This is a genomic window from Variovorax sp. 10L421 (genome assembly GCF_056395365.1).
The window spans coordinates 19,801-39,865 of sequence record NZ_JBFTJJ010000015.1; the positions used below are offsets into that span (position 1 = coordinate 19,801).

A 20,065-nucleotide genomic window follows, 5' to 3' on the forward strand; every position below is an offset into this window, starting at 1 on the left:
AGCGCCGGCGCTCAGCGGCCGTTGCGCACCACGAGGCTCACCCCCACCGCAGTGAGCGCAATGCCCAGCACCGTCACCAGCGTGATCGGCTCGGAGAACAACAGCCACGCCATCACGGCCGTGCAGGGCGGCACCAGGTACAGCAGGCTCGTGACGGCCGTGGCTGTGCCGCGCTGGATCAGCATGTAGAGCAGCGAACTGCCGCCCAGCGACAGCGCCAGCACCGACCACGCCATTGCGCCGCCGGAGTGCAGGTTCCACTGGATGCTCTCCGACTCCAACGCCGCGAAAGGCAATGTGACAAGCAGCGCGGCCGCCATCTGCACCGCGCTCGCACTGCGCACGTCGCATGGCGCGACAAAGCGCTTCTGGTACAGCGTTCCCGCCGTGATCGAGACCAGCGCCATCAGCGTGAGCCCCATCGTCAGCACGCTCACCTCGCCGCCCTGCCCGAGCTTGCGCAGCACCACGAGCACCAGGCCCGCGAAACCAAGCCCCAGCCCGACCCACTGCCGCTGCGAGATGCGGCCGCCGTGGAAAGACAGCCAGACCGCCGTCAGCACCGGCTGGATGCCGACCAGCAGCGCCACCAGCCCCGCGCCCATGCCTTCCCGCACCGCGGCCCACACACCGCCCAGGTAGCCGGCCTGCATCAGGATGCCCGTGGCCGCCAGGTGCCCCCACTGCGCGCGCTGCTTTGGCCACGCGACCCGCGCGAGCGCGACCCACACGCCGAAGCAAGCCAGCGACAACGCATAGCGCACGGCCAGGAACTTGAGGGGTGGCGCATACGGCATGCCGTAGCGCGCGACGATGAAGCCCGTGCTCCAGATCAACACGAAGACCGCCGGCATCGCCCGCAGCCAGCCCGCGTTGCGGGCCGCGGCTGCCGCGGTCATTTGGTGCGGGCCCGGATTTCGGGAATGGCCTTCTGCAGGTAGTACACCATCGACCAGATCGTGAGCACGGCCGAGATCCAGATCAGCCACTGGCCCCAGACGCCGGTGTCGATCACCCGGAACAGGTGCCCGTCAAAAAGCAGGAACGGAATGGCGATCATCTGCACGGTCGTCTTGACCTTGCCGATCATGTGGACCGCCACGCTCTTGCTTGCGCCGATCTGTGCCATCCATTCGCGCAGCGCCGAGATGGCGATCTCGCGGCCGATGATGATCAGCGCCACGAACACGTCGGCCCGGTTCAGGTGCACCAGCACCAGCAGCGAGGCGCACACCAGGAACTTGTCGGCCACCGGATCGAGGAAGGCGCCGAAAGCCGAGGTCTGGTTGAGCCGGCGCGCCAGGAAGCCGTCGAGCCAGTCGGTGGCGGCGAAGACGATGAACATCACCGTGGCGATCAGGTTGCGCATCGGCTCGCTGATCGGAAGGTAGAACACGCCGACGATCAGGGGGATCGCGACGATGCGCGTCCAGGTCATGATGGTCGGCAGGGTCCAGAACATCGCTTGATTGTGTCATGGCGGCATTAACCCCCAACGGGGGTCGCGCCCTCAGTGCAGCGCCTTGTAGATTTCCTCCGCCAGGTCGGAGGCGATCCCCTCGACCGACGCGATGTCCTCCACGCTCGCCGCCGCCACGCCCCGGATGCCGCCGAAGCGCTGCAGCAGCCGCGCGCGCCGCTTCGGTCCGATGCCCGGGATGTCCTCGAGCTGGCTGCCGCCGACCCGCACCTTGGCGCGCTTGGCCCGCATGCCGGTGATGGCGAAGCGATGCGCCTCGTCGCGGATCTGGGCCACCAGCATCAGCGCGGCCGAGTCCTTGCCCAGGTAGACCTTCTCGCGGCCGTCGGCGAACACGAGTTCCTCGAGCCCGACCTTGCGGCCCTCGCCCTTCTCGACCCCGACGATCAGCGACAGCGGCAGGCCCAGTTCGCTGAACACCTCGCGCGCCATCGACACCTGCCCCTTGCCGCCGTCGACCAGCACCAGGTCGGGCATGCGCGCGGCCTTGATCTTCACCGGCGCCTCGCTGCCGTCGCTCTCGGCATCGCCCGGAGGCAGGGCGTCGGTCTCGGCCGCCATCGCCTCGGCCAGCTTGCCATAGCGGCGGTGCAGCACCTGGCGCATGGCCGCGTAGTCGTCGCCGGGCGTGATGCCCTCGATGTTGTAGCGGCGGTACTCCTTGTTCTGCATGGCGTGGTGCTCGAACACCACGCATGAAGCCTGCGTCGCCTCACCCGCGGTGTGCGAGATGTCGAAGCATTCGACGCGGAAATTGTCGAGATCGTCCGATGCCAGCTCCAGCGCATCGGCCAGCGCGCGCGTGCGCGCCTGCTGCGAGCCCTCCTCGGCGAGCAGCCGGGCCAGCTGCAGCTTGGCGTTGGTCTCGGCCATTTCGAGCCAGTGCCGGCGCTGCTCGCGCGGCTGGAACACCGCCGTCACGCGCGTGCCGGCCTGCAGCGAAATCGCCTCGATCAGCTCGCGGCCCACCTGCTCGCTCAGCACCAGCGTGGCCGGCACCGGCACGTCGATGTAGTGCTGGGCGATGAAGGCCTCGAGCACCTGCACCTCGATCGGGTCGGCCGCGGCGGGCGGACCACCCTCTTCTTCATCGTCGAGTTCGCCGTGGTGGATCTGCGCCGCGTCTTCCACATGCACGGGAAAGTACGGCCGGTCGCCCAGGTGGCGGCCGCCGCGCACCATCGCCAGGTTCACGCAGGCCTTGCCGCCCTGCACCTTCACGGCCAGGATGTCCACGTCCTTGTCGGACGCGATCTCGATCGACTGCTGGTGCAGCACGCGCGAGATGGCGGACATCTGGTTGCGCAGCTCGGCCGCCTGCTCGAACTCGAGCTTCTCGGCGTGCGCAGTCATGCGCTGTTCAAGCTTGGAGAGCACGAGCTGCGTATCGCCCATCAGGAAGGCCTCGGCGCTGGCCACGTCCTGCGCATAGACATCGGGCGCGACGTAGCCGACGCACGGCCCGCTGCAGCGCTTGATCTGGTACAGCAGGCAAGGCCGCGTGCGGTTGGCGTACACCGTGTCTTCGCAGGTGCGCAGGCGGAACACCTTCTGCAGCAGCTGGATCGATTCCTTCACCGCCCAGGCGCTCGGGTACGGCCCGAAGTAGCGGTGCTTCTTGTCGACCGCACCGCGGTAGTACGCCAGCCGGGGGAACTGGTGCGACGCGATCTTGAGATAGGGGTAGCTCTTGTCGTCGCGAAACAGGATGTTGTAGCGCGGCTTGAGCGTCTTGATCAGGTTGTTCTCGAGCAGCAGCGCCTCGGCCTCGGAGCGCACCACCGTGGTCTCCATGCGCACGATCTTCGAGATCATGTGGCCGATGCGGGTGCCGCCGTGGTTCTTCTGGAAGTAGTTGGCGACCCGCTTCTTGAGGTTGCGCGCCTTGCCCACATAGAGCACGGCGCCGGCCGCGTCGAAGTAGCGGTAGACGCCCGGCAGCTGCGGCAGGGCCGCGACTTCGCTGAGCAATTGATCGGAATGCACGTCTGACATGGCGGCTATTGTGGCGCGCGGCACGCGGCCCGGCGCCCGCCTGCGCGCAAACCCCGACGCGGCTGGAATGAAACCTGCTGAAGATAGCCACGGGCGCGAGGAGCGCCCGGTTTTTTCAACATACCTATTCGGGAAATCTGCATGAACAAGAACAACAGGCGCGCCTGGTGGGCGCTCTCACCCATCGCGCTCTCGCTGAGCCTCGCGGGCTGCGGCGGCGCCTCCCGCAATGACGCGCAAGACACGACAACGATTCTTGCAACCATCGCCGCGATCAACGCGGCCAACCAGCCGGCCCAGCAGCCTGCCCCGAGCGCACCCGACAACGGCTGCCTCACCTCGACCGGCAACTCCTCCGTGGTGGTCGGCTCGGGGGATGCCGGCGATCCGGCCGCGCCCGAGGCGGCCTCGGGCTACGCGCCGGGGCACAAGCTGGTCTACGCGAAGAATTACATGGTCGTCGCCAACCACCCGTTGGCCACGCGCGCCGGCTGCGACGTGCTGAAGGCCGGCGGCAGCGCAGTCGATGCGGCGGTGGCCGTGCAGGCCGTGCTGGGGCTGGTCGAGCCGCAATCGAGCGGTCTGGGCGGCGGCGCCTTCATGCTCTATTACGACGCCGCGACGAAGAAGGTGCAGGCCTACGACGGCCGTGAGACCGCGCCCGCCGCGGCCACCGAGAACTACCTGCGCTACGTGGACGACGCCACCGACACCAGCCTGCCCAAGCCCGGCGGCGCGCGCGCCAGCGGCCGCTCGATCGGCACGCCCGGCGCGGTGCGCATGCTCGACATCGCCTACCAGGACCACGGCAAGCTGCCCTGGAAAGACCTCTTCAGCTACGGCATCACGCTGGCCTCCGACGGCTTCCTGATCGGCGGGCGCATGACCGCCGCCATCTCGTCGTCGGCCGCCAGCCTCAAGCGCGACGCCGAGGCCACGGCCTACTTCTTCAACGCCGACGGCACGCCGAAGGCGCTGGGCACCCGCCTGCAGAACCCGGCCTACGCCAAGACGCTGACCACCATCGCGACGCAAGGCGCCAACGCCTTCTACACGGGCGACATCGCCCAGGGCATCGTCGACAAGATCGGCGTCACGGTCGCCGCGAACGACGGCTCGGCCATCACGCCCGGCAAGACCACGCTGGCCGACCTGGCCAACTACAAGGCCAAGCGGCGCGCCCCGGTCTGCGGCACCTATCGCGACTACTACGTGTGCAGCATGTCGCCGCCGTCCTCTGGCGGCATCGCGGTGGTGGCGAGCCTGGGCATCCTCGAGACCTTCAACATGGGCCTGCACAAGCCGACCGCCATCGGCATCGAGGGAGGCAAGCCGACCGTGATGGGCGTGCACCTGGTGAGCGAGGCCGAGCGCCTGGCCTATGCAGACCGCGACAAGTACGTGGCCGACACCGACTTCGTTCCGCTGCCGGGCGGCTCGGTCGACACCATGATCAACAAGCCCTATCTGCAGAGCCGCGCCAGCCTCATCAGCCTGGCGAAGAGCATGGGCGTTGCCCAGGCCGGCAACCTGGGCGCGGTGCCGCTGGGCATCGACAAGACCGAGGAGCATGGCACCACGCACTTCACCATCGTCGACAAGCAGGGCAATGTGGTGGTGATGACCACCACGGTGGAAAGTACGCTCGGCTCGTTCCACATGACGCAGGGCTTCATGCTGAACAACCAGCTGACCGACTTCTCGGCCAACCCGAACGACACGGTCGATCCGAGCATCAAGGTGGCCAACCGGGTCGCACCCGGCAAGCGCCCGCGCAGCACGATGGCGCCGACGCTGGTATTCAGGAAGCAGGCCGATGGCAGCATGGGCGAGTTCGTCATGGGCACCGGTTCGCCGGGCGGCGGCACCATCATCCAGTACGTCGTGAAGACGCTGGTCGGCGCGCTCGACTGGGGGCTCGACGCCCAGCAGGCCACGTCACTGGTCGACTTCGGTGCCTCCAACAGCGTGACCACCAATGTCGGCGGCGAGCATCCGAACATCGACGCGACGAACTCGGGCCTCAACGACCCGCTGGTCGCCGGGCTGATCGGACTGGGTCACAAGGTGTCGGTCTCGGCGCAGTCCAGCGGCGTGAGCACCATCATCCGCACCAGCGTCGGTGGCAAGACCGTGCTGACAGGCGGCGCCGACCCCCGGCGCGAAGGCATCGTGCTGGGCGATACCTTCACGCCCTGAGGGCGTTGGCCTGGACGAAGTGGTGCTCGCAGGCGCCGCTCATCGGCGCGCCTACTTCGCCAGCTCCGACACCAGCCGGTACAGGAACTCGCGGCCGTCATAAAGCCGCTGGATCTCGATGCGCTCGTCGAGCCCGTGCGCGCGCGCATCGGACGGCTCCAGGAAAATGCCGCTCACGCCGTACATCGGAATGCCCGCGTTGCGCATGAAGCGGCTGTCGGTGGCGCCTGTGCTCATCGCAGGCACCACGGGCACGCCGGGCCACATCTGCTGCGTGAGCGACTCCACGGTCTTCACAAGGTCGCCGTTCAGCGGCGACGCCGGGCTGCGCAGCGGCTTGCCCATGTTGCGCACCACGATCTTGTCGTTGCCGACCGCCTGGGTCAGCAGGCGCTCCACTTCCTCGGGATCGTCGTGCGGCAGGATGCGGCAGTTGACCGTGGCCTTGGCCGATTGCGGCAGCGCGTTCTCGGCATGGCCGGCCTGCACCATCGTCGCGACGCAGGTGGTGCGGAACTGCGCGCTGTAGGCCGGGTTGGCCGACATGCGCTCGATGACCGCTGCGTCGGGGTTGCCCGCGCCTACCGCGCGCATGTCGTCGGCCAGTTGGCCGGTGGCGAACGGTGCGCTGCGCGCGAAGTACGTCTTCGTGACCTCCGCGAGCTTCACCGGAAAGCTGAAGTTGCCCAGCCGTTCCAGGCCGGCGGACAGCGCATAGATCGGGTTGGTCTTGGTCGGCACCGAGCTGTGGCCACCCACGTCGCGCGCCTCCAGCATGTAGGTGGTGTACATCTTCTCGGCCACCTGCATGCGGTGCAGGTTGGGCTTGCCGCCGCGCAGCTCGCCGCCGCCGCCTTCGTTGATGCCGAACTCCGCCTGCAGGAGCTCGGGCTTGTTGTTGATGAGCCAGAAGGCGCCGTTGCTGAGCGCATCGCCGCGCTCTTCGTCAGCCGTCAGCGCCAGGATGATGTCGCGCTTGGGCTTGAAGCCCTCCTGCTTCAGCTGCCCCATCACCGAGACCAGCGCCGAGGCCATCGCCTTGTCGTCGATGGCGCCGCGCGCGGTGAAGTAGCCGCCGGTTTCCTGCAGCTTGAAGGGGTCGGTCTTCCAGTCTTCGCGCCGGGCCTCGACCACGTCGATGTGGGCCAGCAGCAGCAGCGGCTTCTTGCTGCCGTCGCCCTTGAAGCGCAGCACCAGGTTACCCTTCTTCGGGAAGGGTTCGAAGATCTGGATGTCGCCGGGCGCGAAGCCCGATTCGATCAAGCGCTTTTCCATGGCGCGCGCGGCCACCGTGTTGTCGCCCACCGAATGGCTGGTGTTGATCTCGATCAACTCCTTGTAGATGTCGTGAAAGCGCTGCTGCTGCGGCGTGAGGGCCGGCGGGGTCTGCGTCTGCGCCATGGCAGCGGTCATGCCGCACAGGGCCAGCGAGGCGGCGAGCACGGTTCTCGCTACACGGAAGGTCTTCATCCTCATGGGTTCTCTCTCCGGTGGTGGTTGTGCCGGACAGCATAGCAAGCACCGCCCGCGAACACGGGCACACTCGCGCCCATGCAATCGAGGCAATGGGACATCTTCTGCAAGGTCATCGACAACCACGGCGACCTCGGCGTCTGCTGGCGGCTGGCCCGCCAGCTGGCCGCGCTCGGCGAACGCGTGCGGCTGTGGATCGACGATGCGGCGGCGCTGCGCTGGATGGCGCCCGAGGCTCGCACTGGTCGCGACGGCGTGGAGGTGATCGACTGGCTCGACGCCGCTGCGCTTCGGGCTGCCGTAGCGGGGCCGGCGCCCGACGTATTGATAGAAGCCTTCGGCTGCGAGCCGGCGCCGGAATCGATCGCCCGTTTCGCCGAAGGGCCGGGCAGTGCGTGGATCAACCTCGAATACCTGTCGGCCGAACCGTACGTGGAGCGGCTGCATGGGCTGCCGTCGCCGGTGTTCAGGGGTCCCGGCGCCAGGTTGACCAAGCGCTTCTTCTATCCAGGCTTCACGCCAGCCACGGGCGGGCTGCTGCGCGAGCCCGGCCTGATGGAACGCCGGGCGCGCTTCGACCGGGTGCAGTGGCTGGCCGAACGGCAGATCCCGTGGCGAGCCGACGAACGCCTGCTCTCCCTCTTCTGCTACGAGCCGCCTGCGCTGGCCGCCTTGCTGACCCGGCTGGCGGAAGGCCCCGAACCCACGCGCCTGCTGGTGACGGCGGGCCGCGCCACCCAGGCGGTCCAGGCTTGTTTTGGGGGCGCCCCATCGACCCACGAGCGCGGTGCGCTATCAATTTCATACCTCCCCTATCTCACGCAGCCCGATTTCGATCACCTGCTCTGGGCCTGCGAGTTGAATTTCGTGCGCGGCGAGGATTCGCTGGTGCGCGCCCTCTGGGCCGGCGCGCCGCTGGTCTGGCAGATCTACCCGCAGGACGACGATGCCCACCACGTCAAGCTGAACGCCTGGCTGGACTGGCTCGGCGCCCCGCCCTCGCTGCGGCTTTTCCACCACGCCTGGAACGGCTTCGTCGACGGTGCCCTGCCACTGCCTGAAACACAGGGCCCGTGGCTCGAAACAGCACTGGACGCCCGCACGCGGCTGCTCGCCCAGGACGATCTGGTCACGCAACTGCGGAAACTGATCGGCCAAAAAAGCTAAAATAGCGGGCTTTGCGGATTTCGGCCCGGATCTCAACGATTCGAGATGCTCTCCGCTAAACCTGCCGCGGGACCTGTACCGCGGGGCCAACAATGCCGGCAAGCGTCGCCGGCAGCCCCGTGCACCGAGCGGCCAACATCCAGAGACCCTGTTATGAAAATCGCTCAAGAAATCCGCGCCGGCAACGTCATCATGCACGGCAAGGACCCGATGGTCGTCCTCAAGACCGAATACAGCCGCGGCGGCCGCAACTCCGCCACCGTGCGCATGAAGATGAAGAGCCTGATCGCCAACTTCAACACCGAAGTGGTCTTCAAGGCCGACGACAAGATCGACCAGATCGTGCTCGAGAAGAAGGATTGCACCTACTCCTACTTCGCCGACCCGATGTACGTCTGCATGGACGCCGACTACAACCAGTACGAAGTCGAAGCCGAAAACATGGGCGACGCCCTGAACTACCTCGAAGACGGCATGGCCGTCGAAGTGGTGTTCTACGACGGCAAGGCCATCTCGGTCGAACTGCCGACCAGCGTCGAGCGCGAAATCACCTGGACCGAACCCGCCGTCAAGGGCGATACCTCGGGCAAGGTGCTCAAGCCCGCCAAGATCGCCACCGGCTTCGAAGTGCCCGTGCCCCTCTTCGTGTCGCAAGGCGACAAGATCGAAATCGACACGCGCACCGGCGAATACCGCAAGCGCGTCTGAGCCTCTTTCCCGGCTGACCGCCACCCTCGAAAAAAGCTCCGCAAGGAGCTTTTTTTGTTGATGGGCATGGCAGTTGCAACGCTGCACAATCTCCCAAGGTCCTTCCGTCTGGTTTCCTCATGAACAACACGCACAACATTCACGACAAACGCCTGGCCGATGCCTGGGCCACGCTCCAGTCCCATGCGGACAAGGGCCTGCCGCTCGACCCCGATCCCTCGCGCATCGCCTTCGCCGACCCCGAGTTCCTGCTGCGCCGCGAGACGCGCGGCATCCGCATGCAGCTCGAGCTGATGAAGCCCGATCTCGAGCAGCGCGCCCATGGCATCGAGAACACGGTGGTGGTGTTCGGCAGCGCACGCTTTCGCAGCGAGGAAGACGCCTCCGCCATGATCGCGCAGGCCGACGCCGCTGGCGACGCCGCGGCATCCGAGCGCTGGCGCCGGCTGGCGCGCAATTCGCACTACTACGAGAAGGCGCGCGCCTTCGGCAAGATGGTCGCGCAGTACAGCAACGACAAGGAACCGCAGGACAAGCTCTTCGTCTGCACCGGCGGCGGCCCCGGCATCATGCAGGCGGCCAACCGCGGCGCGCACGAAGGCGGCGGCCTCTCGGTCGGCCTGGCCATCGCGCTGCCGATGGAAGAAGAAGCCAACCCGTACGTCACACCGGCGCTGAGCTTCAAGTTCCATTACTTCGCCATCCGCAAGATGCATTTCATGATGCGTGCGAAGGCGCTGGTGGCGTTTCCGGGCGGCTTCGGCACGCTCGACGAGCTGTTCGAGGTGATCACGCTGGTGCAGACGAAGAAGTCGAAGCCGGTGCCGATCGTGCTGTTCGGCTCGGACTACTGGAAGCGGCTGATCGATTTCGACTTTCTGGTCGACGAAGGCGTGATATCGCCGGGCGACGTGAAGCTCTTCGAATATGTCGACGCGCCCGAAGACGCATGGAGCGCGATCAAGCGCTTCTACAAGCTCTAGACCTTGAGGCCCCAGGTGGCGCGCGCGCCGAGCGCCACCACGCCTCCCACTACCCAGAACACGCCGCCGATGCCGATCAGTGCACCGAGCGAGCCGAACAGCATTGGCATCGCCACGCTCGACGCGTTGATGGTCATGAGCCGCAGGCCCAACGCCTCGCCGTGGCGGGTGTGCGGCGTGATCTGGTGGAGCATGCTCATCACCATCGGCTGCACCGCGCCCAGCGCGAAGCCGAGCACCACCGAGCACACTCCCATGCTCAGCGCCGAGTCCAGCAGCGGATAGACCGCGAACACCATCGCAGTGACCGCCGTGGAACTGAGGATCACGCTTCGCTCCGAAGCGCGCGAGGCGATCACCGGCAGCACCACGCGAACGACCGCCGCCGCGATCGCGAAGGCGCCGAGGATCGAGCCGATCACCGAGGCGCTGATGCCCCGGTCGTGCCCCAGCACCGGCAGCACGAAGGCGTGCACGTCCCAGCTCGACGACTGCAGCCAGTTCACGAAGAGCAGGCGGCGGAACATCGGTTCGCGCAGCAGGTCCCAGGCGCGGGTCGGCGTGGCGCCCGGCACCGGCGCGGCGGGCGGTGGCTCGTGCGCGCCGCGCGCGAGCATCCAGCAGAGGATGGGCAGCGCCGCCATCACCGCGAAGCAGATGCGGAACGCAAGCATGTCCGCGGGCGAGCGGCCTGCATGGTCGATCAGCATGCCGGCCAGGAAGGGCCCGACGAAATTGGCCACGGCCGGCGCGATGGCGAGCCAGCTGAACACGCGCTTGAGCTGCGTCGCGTCAGTGGCCGAGCGGCCGACGTGCCGCTGCAGCGCGATGACCGTCGCGCCCGTGGCGCCGCCTGTCAGCAGGGCGGCAATGCACATCACCGGAAAGATCGGAAAGATCACCACGAGCCCCGCACCGACGACTGCCGCAATGACCGACAGCCACAGCGGCCGCTTGAAACCGTAGCGGTCGGCAAAGCGTCCGGCAGGCAATGCAAGGAAGACCTGCGTCAGCGCAAACAGCGAGATCAGCAGGCCGACCGCCGCGGCGCTGTAGCCCTGCTGCAGCGCCAGCAGCGGCGTGGCGAGCCGCATGCCGGCCATGGTCGCGTGCAGGCACACCTGGGCCCCGATCACGCGCAGCAGTTCGGAACCTTTCACGGGGTGTCTTCGGCCTCGCTGTCGGCGGTGGGCGGCAGAAGCGCCTGCGACTGCGCCTCGGGCAGCGCCTCCACCTTGCGCAGCGCCAGGCGCATCTGCTTGGCGCGCATGTCGGCCTTGTCGAGCGTGTCGGAAGCCTTGGCCACCTGCTCCTTGACGCGCGCAACCCATTCGCCGTAACGCTCGAACTCGGTCTTCACTGCGCCCAGCACCTTCCAGACTTCGGAGGCCTGCTGCTCCAGCGCCAGCGTGCGAAAGCCCATGTGCAGGCTGTTGAGCATCGCGAGCAAGGTGGTCGGGCCCGCCAGCGTCACGCGGTGCTGGCGCTGGATGGCATCCATCAGGCCCGGCCGGCGCAGCACCTCGGCATAGAGGCTCTCGACCGGGAGGAAGAGGATGGCGAAATCGGTGGTGTGCGGCGCGGCGAGGTAGTTGTCGGCGATCGACCTGGCCTCGGTGCGGATGCGCGCTTCGAGCGCCTTGGCCGCCAGGTCGGCACCCACGGCATCGGCGCGTTCGTGCGCGTCGATGAGCCGCTCGTAGTCGTCGCGCGGGAACTTGGCGTCGATGGGCAGCCACACCGGCGCACCGTCCTCGCCCCGCCCCGGAAAGCGGATCGCGAAATCGACACGCTGCCCGCTGCGCGGCTTGGTCTCGATCTGCTTGGCGTACTGGTCGGGCGTGAGCACCTGTTCGAGCAGCGCCTCGAGCTGCACTTCGCCGAACACGCCGCGTGTCTTCACGTTGGTCAGCACGCGCTGCAGGCTGCCCACGCCCACGGCCAGCGTCTGCATTTCGCCGAGTCCCTTGTGCACCTGTTCGAGCCGGTCGGCTACCTGCTTGAAGCTTTCGCCGAGGCGCGCCTCGAGCGTGCTCTGCAGCTTCTCGTCGACCGTCTTGCGCATCTCGTCGAGCTTGGCGGCGTTGATCTGCTGCAGCTGCGCGAGCTGCGTTTCCATGGTCGCGCGCACTTCGGACAGGCGGCGCGCATTCGATTCGCTCAAACCCTGCAGCTGCGTGCTGAGCGTGTCAGCCAACGTCTTCTGCAAGGACGCGAGCTGCAGGGAGAACGCGTCGAGCTGCGCATTCTGCGTGCGCGTGGCTTCGGCGCCCTGCTGCACCAGCGCCTGCTGGAAAGTGGCGAAGGCCTGCGCGGTTTCCTGCCGCACGCCGCGCGAGCTTTCGCCGATGTCGTGGCGCAGTTCGCGCTCGGTGCGTTCGTTGGCCGAGCCCAGGGCGGCCAGCACGCGCAGCACGTCGCCGTGGTCGGACGAGGGCTGCCGGCGGGCCAGCAGCCAGATCACCAGCACGAGCTGGACGACCGCGAGTACGGCCAGTCCGATGAGGATCAGCGAGGTGTCCAAGGGTGCGGTACTGCCTCTGCCTATTTGCTTGCCGAAGGAACGGGCGTCACGGGCGTCAGCGGTCCCTTGCCGCCGAAGTACGCGATGAGGTTGTCCGCCGCAAGGTCGGCCATGGCGCGGCGCGTGGGTACGGTGGCGCTGGCGATGTGCGGCGTCAGCACCACATTGGGCACGGTCAGCAGGTCGGGGTGCACCTTGGGCTCGCCCTCGAACACGTCGAGGCCCGCGGCGGCGATGCGTTTCTCGCGCAAGGCCACGGCCAATGCCGCGTCGTCGACGATGCCGCCGCGCGCGATGTTGACGAGCGTGGCGGTCGGCTTCATCAGCGCGATCTCGGCCGCGCCGATCGTGTGGTGCGAGGCCGGCGAATAAGGCACCACAAGCACCACGTGGTCCGCCGTCCTGAGCAACTCCTCCTTGCTCAGGTAGCTGGCCTTGCATTCGGCCTCGAGCGCGGCGTCGAGCCTGGAGCGGTTGTGATAGACCACCTTCATGCCGAAGCCGTGCGCACCGCGCTTCGCGATGCCCTGCCCGATGCGGCCCATGCCGATGATGCCGAGCGTGGAACCGTGGATGTCGGAGCCGGCGAACATGTCGAAGCTCCACTTCTGCCACTTGCCCGCGCGCAGAAAGTGTTCGCTCTCCGTGATGCGGCGCGCCGTGGCCATCAGCAGCGCAAAGCCGAAGTCGGCCGTGGTCTCGGTCAGCACGTCGGGCGCGTTGGTGCCGAGCACGCCGTGCGCGGCCATCGCGTCGACGTCGAAGTTGTTGTAGCCCACCGCCATGTTGGCGCAGATCTTCAGGCCGGGGCAGGCATCGAGCACCGCGGCGTCGATGCGCTCACTGCCGGTGGTGAAGGCGCCCTGCTTGCCCTGCAGCTTCGCGATCAGCTGTTCCTTGCTCCAGCTCTCGTCGGACTGGTTCGACTCGACCTCGAAGTGCTGCGAGAGGCGCTCGATGGTTTCGGGAAAGATCGCGCGCGCGACCAGTATCTTGGGCTTGCTCATGATGTTTGCACTCAGCGAAAGAAGATGAAGGTGGAAAGAACGAACAGCGGAACCAGGATGGCCACCGACCACGCCATGTAGCCGAAGAAGCTCGGCATGCGCACGCCGCGGCTCTCGGCGATGGCCTTGACCATGAGGTTGGGTGCGTTGCCGATGTAGGTGTTGGCGCCCATGAACACGGCGCCAGCCGAGATGGCGGCCAGCGTGGTGGCATAGGTGGTCATCAGCGCGGCCGGGTCGCCGCCCGCGGTGTTGAAGAACACCAGGTAGGTCGGCGCGTTGTCGAGAAAGGAGCTGAGCACGCCGGTGGCCCAGAAGTACATCGCCGGATCGGGCTGGCCGTCGGCGCGCGTCACGGCCGAGACGACGGCGCCGAACGGCCCCTGCGTGCCGGCCTTGAGCATCGCGATCACCGGGATGATGGTCAGGAAGATGCCCGCGAACAGCTTGGCCACCTCGGCCATGGGGCCCCACTCGAACTGGTTGTCGGCATGCACCTTGGCCGGCGTGATCTTCAGCGAGAGCAGCGTGATGGCGACCAGGCCCGCGTCGCGCACCAGGCCCGGCAGGCCCACCCGGGTGCCGAAGACGTCGAAGCCGACGGGCGACTTCCAGAAGCCGCTGAGCAGCACGAAGGCGACCACGCCGCCCAGAAGCCAGAAGTTGACGGCGCCATCGAAGCCGATGCGCTTCGTGTCGGGCGTCGGGTCGACCGGCAGCACGCCCTCCTTGCGATAGTAGTGGCGGTCGATGGCGTAGAACAGCGCGAGCAGCACGGCCAGGAGGAAGAGCGTGTCGGGCAGGATGTTCTTCGCGGTCCAGAAGAAGTCGACGCCCTTCAGGAAGCCGAGGAACAGCGGCGGATCGCCCAGCGGCGTGAGCGAGCCACCCACGTTGGAAACGATGAAGATGAAGAACACGACCACGTGGACCCGGTGCCTGCGGTTGTCGTTGGCACGAATGAGCGGCCGGATCAGCAGCATCGACGCGCCGGTGGTTCCCATGAAGCTCGCGAGCACCGCGCCGATGGCGAGCAGCCCGGTGTTGAGGCCGGGCGCCCCATGCAGGTTGCCCCGGATGTGGATGCCGCCCGCCACGGTGAACAGCGCCGTGAGCAGGATGATGAAGGGGATGTACTCCTCCACCAGCGCATGCACGAGCTGGGCGCCGGCCAGCGAAACGCCGAAGGTGGCGGCAAGGGGCAGCAGGAAGGCCAGCGCCCAGGCCGCCGAGACCTTGCCGTAGTGGTGGTGCCAGAAGCCCGGCGCCAGCAGCGGGAACAGCGCGATCGACAACAGGATGCCGGCGAATGGCACGCCCCAAAGCGGCGAGAGCGTGGCGCCGTCGAAGTCGGCAGCCATCGCCAGGGCGGGAAACGTCAGCGGCAGCACCGCGGCCGCCGCAAGGCGAAGGGGGTTTTTCATGGGGCCGTACCGTACCAGAGGGGTCAGTACAGCCTTCAAGCCGGGGGTTGTTCGATCTCGAAGACCTGGCGCAGGTAGGCCAGGTATTTTTCGTCCTCGCACATGTTCTTGGATGGCGTGTCCGACAGCTTGGCCACCGGCTGGTCGTTGCAGTGGATCATCTTGATGACGATCTGCAGCGGCTCGTAGCCCAGGTCGTTGGTGAGGTTGGTGCCGATGCCGAAGGCCAGCTGGCAGCGGCCGCGGAACTGCTGGTAGAGCTCGATGGTGCGCGGCACCGTGAGGCCGTCGCTGAAGATCAGCGTCTTGGTGCGCGGATCGACCCGGTTGGCGACGTAGTGCGCCAGCATGCGCTCGCCCCACTGGAACGGGTCGCCGCTGTCGTGGCGGGCGCCATCGAAGAGCTTGCAGAAATACATGTCGAAGTCGCGCAGGAACGCGTTCATGCCGTACACGTCGGACAGAGCGATGCCCAGGTCGCCTCGGTACTCGCGCGCCCAGCTCTCGAAGCCGAAGATCTGGCTGTCACGCAGCCGCGGGCCGAGCGCCTGGCAGGCCTGCAGGTATTCGTGGGCCATGGTGCCCAGCGGGATCAGGCCCAGCTTCATCGCGTACAGCACGTTGCTGGTGCCCGCGAGCTGCGGCAGCCGCGTGCCGGGCGGCGCCTGCACTGGCGGCGAGGTGACGGCGCCGAGTCGGGCGGTCAGCGTGCGCAGCACCTCTTCGTGCCAGTCCTTGGAGAAGCGGCGGCGCGTGCCGTAGTCGGCGATCTTCAGGTCGGCGAGGCCTGCGTCCTGCAGCTGGGTGATCTTGGTTTCGAGCCGGCGGCGGCCTTCCTCGAAGTCGGGCTTCTTCTGCGTATTGCGGAAGTACACCTCGTTGACGATGGCCAGCACCGGGATCTCGAACAGGATGGTGTGCAGCCATGGCCCCTTGATGCGGATCTCGAGCTCGCCCGAGGGCTGGGGAACGATGTTGATGTACTTCTCATTGAGCCGGAAGAGCCCGAGGAAGTCGACGAAGTCGCTCTTGATGAAACGCATCGAGCGCAGGTAGGCCAGCTCGGCGTCGCGGAACTGCAGCGAGCACAGGCTGCGCACCTCGTCCCGGATCTGTCCCGCGAACTGCGCCAGGTCGACGCCGGGGTTGCGGCACTTGAAGCGGTACTCGACCCGGGCCCCGGGGAAGTGATGCAGGACCACCTGCATCATCGTGAACTTGTAGAGGTCGGTGTCGAGCAGGCTGTGAATGATCATGGTGCTGTGCGCGGTGTCTCAAACTTTCGGCGTCCGTTTGATTATCACGGGGTGAGTCGGCCTCTGCCTACGGGGCCTGAACTGCACGTCCTACCGTGAGGGTGAATCCCCCCGATGACAGTGATTCCACGGCGAAGCACACGGCCCGCCGGATCAACCTGGCTCAAAGTCAAAGGAGGTTTGCATGAACAAGGACATCGTCAAAGGCAACTGGAAACAGCTCAAGGGCAAGGTCAAGGAGCAATGGGGGAAGCTGACCGACGACGACTTCGACGTCATCGCGGGCAAGCGCGACCAGCTGCTCGGCCGCATCCAGGAGCGCCATGGCATCAGCCGCGAAGAAGCCGAGAAGCAGGTCAAGGACTGGGAATCGCGCGATGGCCGCACGCCGGACGCGCTCTGGTTCGAACGCTATTGAGCAGCTCCTGAATTTCATCCATTCCCGAAGGAAAACATCCCATGAAAAAGCATCTCCTCATGCTGGCCCTCGCCTCCACCTGCTTCGTGGCCACGCAGGCCAGCGCCATGACCAAGGATGAATACAAGGTCGCCAAGGAAAAGATCGAGGCCGACTACAAGGTCGCGAAGGCCCAGTGCGACACGATGAAGGACAACGCCAAGGACGTCTGCCAGAAGGAAGCCAAGGGCAAGGAAAACGTCGCCAAGGCCGAGCTGGAGCAGCAGTACCAGCCGAGCGACAGCCACGCCCGCAACGTGGCTGAAGAGAAGGTGAAGGCCACCTATGAAGTCGCGAAGGAAAAATGCGACGACCAGAAGGGCGATGCGAAGGCCGCCTGCGTGAAGCAGGCCAAGGCCGACGAAGCCCAGGGCAAGGCCGACATCAAGGCGATGAAGAAGACCGCTTCAGAACGGACCGCGCCGGTCAAGCCTTGAGCGAATCGACCACGCGTTGCAGCGCCTCGGGTAGCGGTACCGGGCGCTGCGTGACGCGATCCACGTAGACGTGGATGAAGTGGCCCTGTGCTGCAGCGCTGTCCGCGCCCTCGGCGAACAGCGCGATTTCATATCGCACGCTCGACCGGCCCGCCTGTGCCACCCGGATGCCCGCCTCGACGGTTTGCGGGAACGCAATGGGCGCGAAATAGTTGCACTGCGTCTCCACCACGAAGCCGATCGTGGAGCCCTGGTGGATATCGAGCGCGCCGCGCTCGATCAGCAGTGCATTCACCGCGGTGTCGAACCAGCTGTAGTAGACGACGTTGTTGACGTGGCCGTACATGTCGTTGTCGGCCCAGCGCGTGGGAATGCTGCGGAAGGCGCGGTAGCTGCCGCGCGCCTGGGGGATTGGTTTGGTCGGGGCGCTCATCGCGCGGCATTTTGCCCGGGAAGCCGAATTTAGAAGATGGCTTCTAAATTGCTGCATGGCAGCAAAAACCCCTTGATCGCAAAACTCAGCTGCCTATACTTGAGGCCATGCTGCACCGCAACATAGACGGCGAGACAGCGCAACGTGAACCGACCACTCAATCATCCCCTTCTGGAGATTTCCCAAATGGCCCTGACCGCTGACCAAATCCTCGCCGCCCAAAAGGCAAACCTCGAAACCCTCTTCGGCCTGACCACCAAGGCTTTCGAAGGCGTCGAGAAGCTCGTCGAACTGAACGTGACCGCCTCGAAGGCTGCCCTGGTCGAAGCCCAGAGCACCGCCCAGGCCGCCCTGAGCGTCAAGGACGCCCAAGAGCTGCTGACGCTGCAAGCCAGCCTGTTCCAGCCCCTGGCTGAAAAGACCGCTGCCTACAGCCGTCACCTGTACGACATCGCCCAAGGCACCGGCGCCGAATTCGGCAAGGCCTTCGAAGCCAAGGCTGCCGAAGCCCAGCAAGCCTTCGTCGGCCTGGTCGACAGCGCTTCCAAGAACGCCCCCGCCGGTTCGGAAACCGCCGTTGCCGTGCTGAAGAGCGCCGTGGCTGCCGCCAACAACGCTTTCGAATCGGTCCAGAAGGCCGTCAAGCAAGCATCGGACGTCGCCGAAGCCAACTTCAATGCCGTGTCGACGCAAGCCGTTGCCGCCGCAAAGACCGCAACCGCTTCGCGCAAGCGCTAAGCTGGCGACCACCACCAGTTGTCTCCTTGGGTCCTCACGGATCCAATTCAGGGCCTCGTCTCACGACGAGGCCTTTTTTTCGTCTGGCGGGCCTCTTCGATAATGCGGGTCTCATTTCAGGAGACTCTCCATGCAGATCGACGGCAAGGTTTTTATCGTGACCGGTGGCGCTTCGGGCCTCGGCGAAGGCACGGCGCGCATGCTGGCGGCCAATGGCGCCAAGGTGGTGATCGCCGACATGCAGGCTGACAAGGGCGAAGCCGTTGCCAGGGAAACCGGCGGCGTGTTCGTCAAGTGCGACGTGAGCCAGGAAGCCGACGGCCAGGCCGCGGTGGCCGCCGCGCTCAAGCTCGGCAAGCTGGTCGGCCTCGTCAATTGCGCCGGCATCGCACCGGCCGAGAAGACGGTGGGCAAGAACGGCCCGCACGCGCTGGCCGTGTTCAGCAAGACCGTCACGGTCAACCTGATCGGCAGCTTCAACATGATCCGCCTGGCGGCCGACGCCATGGGCAGGAACGAGCCCGAAGCCACCGGCGAGCGCGGCGTGCTGATCTCGACCGCCTCGGTCGCGGCCTACGACGGCCAGATCGGCCAGGCCGCCTACAGCGCCTCGAAAGGCGGCGTGGTCGGCATGACGCTGCCCATTGCCCGCGACCTCGCACGCAGCGGCATCCGCAACATGACCATCGCCCCCGGCATCTTCGGCACGCCCATGCTGTTCGGCATGCCGCAGGAAGTGCAGGATGCCCTGGCCGCCAGCGTGCCCTTCCCTTCCCGCCTGGGCACGCCCGAGGACTACGCCAAGCTGGCGAAGCACATCATCGAGAACGACATGCTCAACGGCGAGGTGATTCGTCTGGACGGAGCGATTCGATTGGCTCCCCGCTGAGAGCGGATTTGGGCGGCTTCGTGCTGCCGGTGCGGTCCAGGCGCTCGTAGTTCGCGATCACCTGGGCGCCCAGCAGCACCAGCGTGGCGGCGATCTCCAGGCTCAGCAGCACCACGATGGCCGTGGTGAGCGAGCCGTAGACCACATTCACCTGCGACAGCGTCGAGAAGTACCAGATCAGCACGCGCCGCGTGGCCTCCCACAGCAGCGCGGCCGTCACGCCGCCCAGCAGCGCATGGCGCAGCGACATGCGCCCGGCCGGCATCACGAGGTAGAGCGAAGTCAGCATGAAGATCTCGCCGCCCAGCCCCAGCAGGTACAGCAGCAGCCCCGAAACACCCGACAGCGACCAGCTGCGCCCCAGCAGGTCGACGCTTTCCTGCCCCACCAGTTGCAGCGCGCCCGACACCAGCGTGACGAGCAGCAACCCGACGCACAGGCACAGGATGTAGACATAGGGCATGGCCACCGATACCAGGAAATGGCGTTTGTGGTCCGCCTTGCGGTGGTGAAAGATCACCGCCATGGCACTTTCGAGCACGCTGAAGGCCAGGGAGCTGAAGAAGATCATCGTCACCAGCAACACCGGCCCCAGCACGTCGCGATGGTCCAGGAAGCTCGACAGCTCGGCCACGATGGCTTTCGACTGCCCCGGAAGCAGCCATTCGAGGTACCGCCCGATGGTGCGCAGCAGCTCGGCCTGCTCGATGACGTGCGACAGGGCGATCACGCTCACGATCAGCAGCGGCACGATGGACAGCAAGGCGTAGTACGCCACTGCCCCCGCGAGCAGCAGGCCCTGGTTGGCGCGAAATTCCTTGAGCGCGTCCCAGGCGAACCGCAGGGGGTGGCGCAGCAGCGGCGCGATGTGTTGCAGGGGTTTGGGCATCGTCAT

The 20,065-nt window shown here is 66.5% G+C and carries 19 protein-coding genes; 8 read left to right on the forward strand and 11 right to left on the reverse strand.

Annotated elements, in window-relative coordinates; genetic code table 11:
• Positions 1 to 11: 11 nt before the first annotated feature.
• From AC1DFC_RS19060 to uvrC, 3 genes are read right to left on the reverse strand one after another with little or no spacing between them, the layout of a single operon-like run.
• Positions 12 to 899 (reverse strand): DMT family transporter, encoded by an 888-nt coding sequence (locus tag AC1DFC_RS19060; RefSeq protein WP_007830697.1) that lies wholly within the window; start codon positions 897 to 899, stop codon positions 12 to 14.
• On the reverse strand, positions 896 to 1,462 hold the full coding sequence (pgsA, locus tag AC1DFC_RS19065; RefSeq protein ID WP_007830693.1) for a CDP-diacylglycerol--glycerol-3-phosphate 3-phosphatidyltransferase: 567 nt from the start codon (positions 1,460 to 1,462) through the stop codon (positions 896 to 898). Before pgsA ends, AC1DFC_RS19060 begins: the two co-directional genes overlap by 4 nt.
• Before the next feature lie 48 nt (positions 1,463 to 1,510).
• Positions 1,511 to 3,475: an excinuclease ABC subunit UvrC gene (gene uvrC / locus AC1DFC_RS19070; RefSeq protein WP_007830691.1), complete on the reverse strand. Its 1,965-nt coding sequence runs from the start codon at positions 3,473 to 3,475 to the stop codon at positions 1,511 to 1,513.
• A 141-nt stretch (positions 3,476 to 3,616) separates the two neighbouring features.
• On the opposite strand from uvrC, the gene ggt reads away from it, so the two are divergent.
• Positions 3,617 to 5,674, forward strand: a complete 2,058-nt coding sequence (gene ggt / locus AC1DFC_RS19075) for a gamma-glutamyltransferase (protein ID WP_007830690.1) — start codon at positions 3,617 to 3,619, stop codon at positions 5,672 to 5,674.
• A 51-nt stretch (positions 5,675 to 5,725) separates the two neighbouring features.
• On the opposite strand, the gene AC1DFC_RS19080 is transcribed toward ggt, so the two are convergent.
• The gene (locus AC1DFC_RS19080; protein ID WP_007830689.1) at positions 5,726 to 7,150 is read right to left on the reverse strand and encodes a M20/M25/M40 family metallo-hydrolase; all 1,425 of its coding nucleotides are present in this window, start codon (positions 7,148 to 7,150) and stop codon (positions 5,726 to 5,728) included.
• A gap of 75 nt (positions 7,151 to 7,225) precedes the next feature.
• Between AC1DFC_RS19080 and earP the strand changes: the two genes are divergently transcribed.
• The 3 genes from earP (at position 7,226) to AC1DFC_RS19095 (ending at position 10,005) form a co-directional block, all read left to right on the forward strand.
• Complete coding sequence (gene earP / locus AC1DFC_RS19085) at positions 7,226 to 8,314, forward strand: elongation factor P maturation arginine rhamnosyltransferase EarP (protein ID WP_413333903.1); 1,089 nt, start codon at positions 7,226 to 7,228, stop codon at positions 8,312 to 8,314.
• Positions 8,315 to 8,467: 153 nt separating this feature from the next.
• Positions 8,468 to 9,022 carry an elongation factor P gene (gene efp, locus AC1DFC_RS19090; protein WP_007830687.1) on the forward strand — a complete coding sequence of 185 codons (555 nt, stop codon included), beginning with the start codon at positions 8,468 to 8,470 and terminating at the stop codon, positions 9,020 to 9,022.
• A 119-nt stretch (positions 9,023 to 9,141) separates the two neighbouring features.
• Positions 9,142 to 10,005, forward strand: a complete 864-nt coding sequence (locus AC1DFC_RS19095; RefSeq protein WP_007830686.1) for an LOG family protein — start codon at positions 9,142 to 9,144, stop codon at positions 10,003 to 10,005.
• On the opposite strand, the gene AC1DFC_RS19100 is transcribed toward AC1DFC_RS19095, so the two are convergent.
• Genes AC1DFC_RS19100 through pncB form a run of 5 tightly spaced genes read right to left on the reverse strand, consistent with a single transcriptional unit; the run spans position 10,002 to position 16,216 of the window.
• Positions 10,002 to 11,165 carry an MFS transporter gene (locus AC1DFC_RS19100; RefSeq protein WP_007830685.1) on the reverse strand — a complete coding sequence of 388 codons (1,164 nt, stop codon included), beginning with the start codon at positions 11,163 to 11,165 and terminating at the stop codon, positions 10,002 to 10,004. The two genes, AC1DFC_RS19095 and AC1DFC_RS19100, sit on opposite strands and share 4 nt — an antisense overlap.
• On the reverse strand, positions 11,162 to 12,529 hold the full coding sequence (locus AC1DFC_RS19105) for a DNA recombination protein RmuC (protein WP_478179806.1): 1,368 nt from the start codon (positions 12,527 to 12,529) through the stop codon (positions 11,162 to 11,164). The genes AC1DFC_RS19100 and AC1DFC_RS19105 overlap by 4 nt, the downstream gene beginning before the upstream one ends.
• A gap of 20 nt (positions 12,530 to 12,549) precedes the next feature.
• On the reverse strand, positions 12,550 to 13,536 hold the full coding sequence (locus AC1DFC_RS19110; RefSeq protein ID WP_007830683.1) for a 2-hydroxyacid dehydrogenase: 987 nt from the start codon (positions 13,534 to 13,536) through the stop codon (positions 12,550 to 12,552).
• Between the two features lie 11 nt (positions 13,537 to 13,547).
• On the reverse strand, positions 13,548 to 14,960 hold the full coding sequence (locus tag AC1DFC_RS19115) for a sodium:proton antiporter (protein WP_478179807.1): 1,413 nt from the start codon (positions 14,958 to 14,960) through the stop codon (positions 13,548 to 13,550).
• Positions 14,961 to 14,995: 35 nt separating this feature from the next.
• Positions 14,996 to 16,216 (reverse strand): nicotinate phosphoribosyltransferase, encoded by a 1,221-nt coding sequence (gene pncB, locus AC1DFC_RS19120; protein WP_007830668.1) that lies wholly within the window; start codon positions 16,214 to 16,216, stop codon positions 14,996 to 14,998.
• A gap of 184 nt (positions 16,217 to 16,400) precedes the next feature.
• On the opposite strand from pncB, the gene AC1DFC_RS19125 reads away from it, so the two are divergent.
• Positions 16,401 to 16,634 (forward strand): CsbD family protein, encoded by a 234-nt coding sequence (locus AC1DFC_RS19125; RefSeq protein ID WP_413333900.1) that lies wholly within the window; start codon positions 16,401 to 16,403, stop codon positions 16,632 to 16,634.
• A gap of 41 nt (positions 16,635 to 16,675) precedes the next feature.
• The gene (locus AC1DFC_RS19130; protein WP_007830666.1) at positions 16,676 to 17,110 is read left to right on the forward strand and encodes a hypothetical protein; all 435 of its coding nucleotides are present in this window, start codon (positions 16,676 to 16,678) and stop codon (positions 17,108 to 17,110) included.
• Here AC1DFC_RS19130 and AC1DFC_RS19135 read toward each other — a convergent pair.
• Positions 17,100 to 17,543, reverse strand: a complete 444-nt coding sequence (locus tag AC1DFC_RS19135; RefSeq protein ID WP_007830665.1) for an acyl-CoA thioesterase — start codon at positions 17,541 to 17,543, stop codon at positions 17,100 to 17,102. The two genes, AC1DFC_RS19130 and AC1DFC_RS19135, sit on opposite strands and share 11 nt — an antisense overlap.
• Before the next feature lie 186 nt (positions 17,544 to 17,729).
• On the opposite strand from AC1DFC_RS19135, the gene AC1DFC_RS19140 reads away from it, so the two are divergent.
• Both AC1DFC_RS19140 and AC1DFC_RS19145 read left to right on the forward strand, forming a co-directional pair.
• Positions 17,730 to 18,281 (forward strand): phasin family protein, encoded by a 552-nt coding sequence (locus AC1DFC_RS19140; protein WP_007830664.1) that lies wholly within the window; start codon positions 17,730 to 17,732, stop codon positions 18,279 to 18,281.
• 130 nt (positions 18,282 to 18,411) lie between these two features.
• On the forward strand, positions 18,412 to 19,170 hold the full coding sequence (locus AC1DFC_RS19145) for a 3-hydroxyacyl-CoA dehydrogenase (RefSeq protein WP_413333898.1): 759 nt from the start codon (positions 18,412 to 18,414) through the stop codon (positions 19,168 to 19,170).
• Here the strand turns inward: AC1DFC_RS19145 and AC1DFC_RS19150 are convergent.
• Positions 19,118 to 20,065: a YihY/virulence factor BrkB family protein gene (locus AC1DFC_RS19150; protein ID WP_007830662.1), complete on the reverse strand. Its 948-nt coding sequence runs from the start codon at positions 20,063 to 20,065 to the stop codon at positions 19,118 to 19,120. The genes AC1DFC_RS19145 and AC1DFC_RS19150 overlap by 53 nt on opposite strands.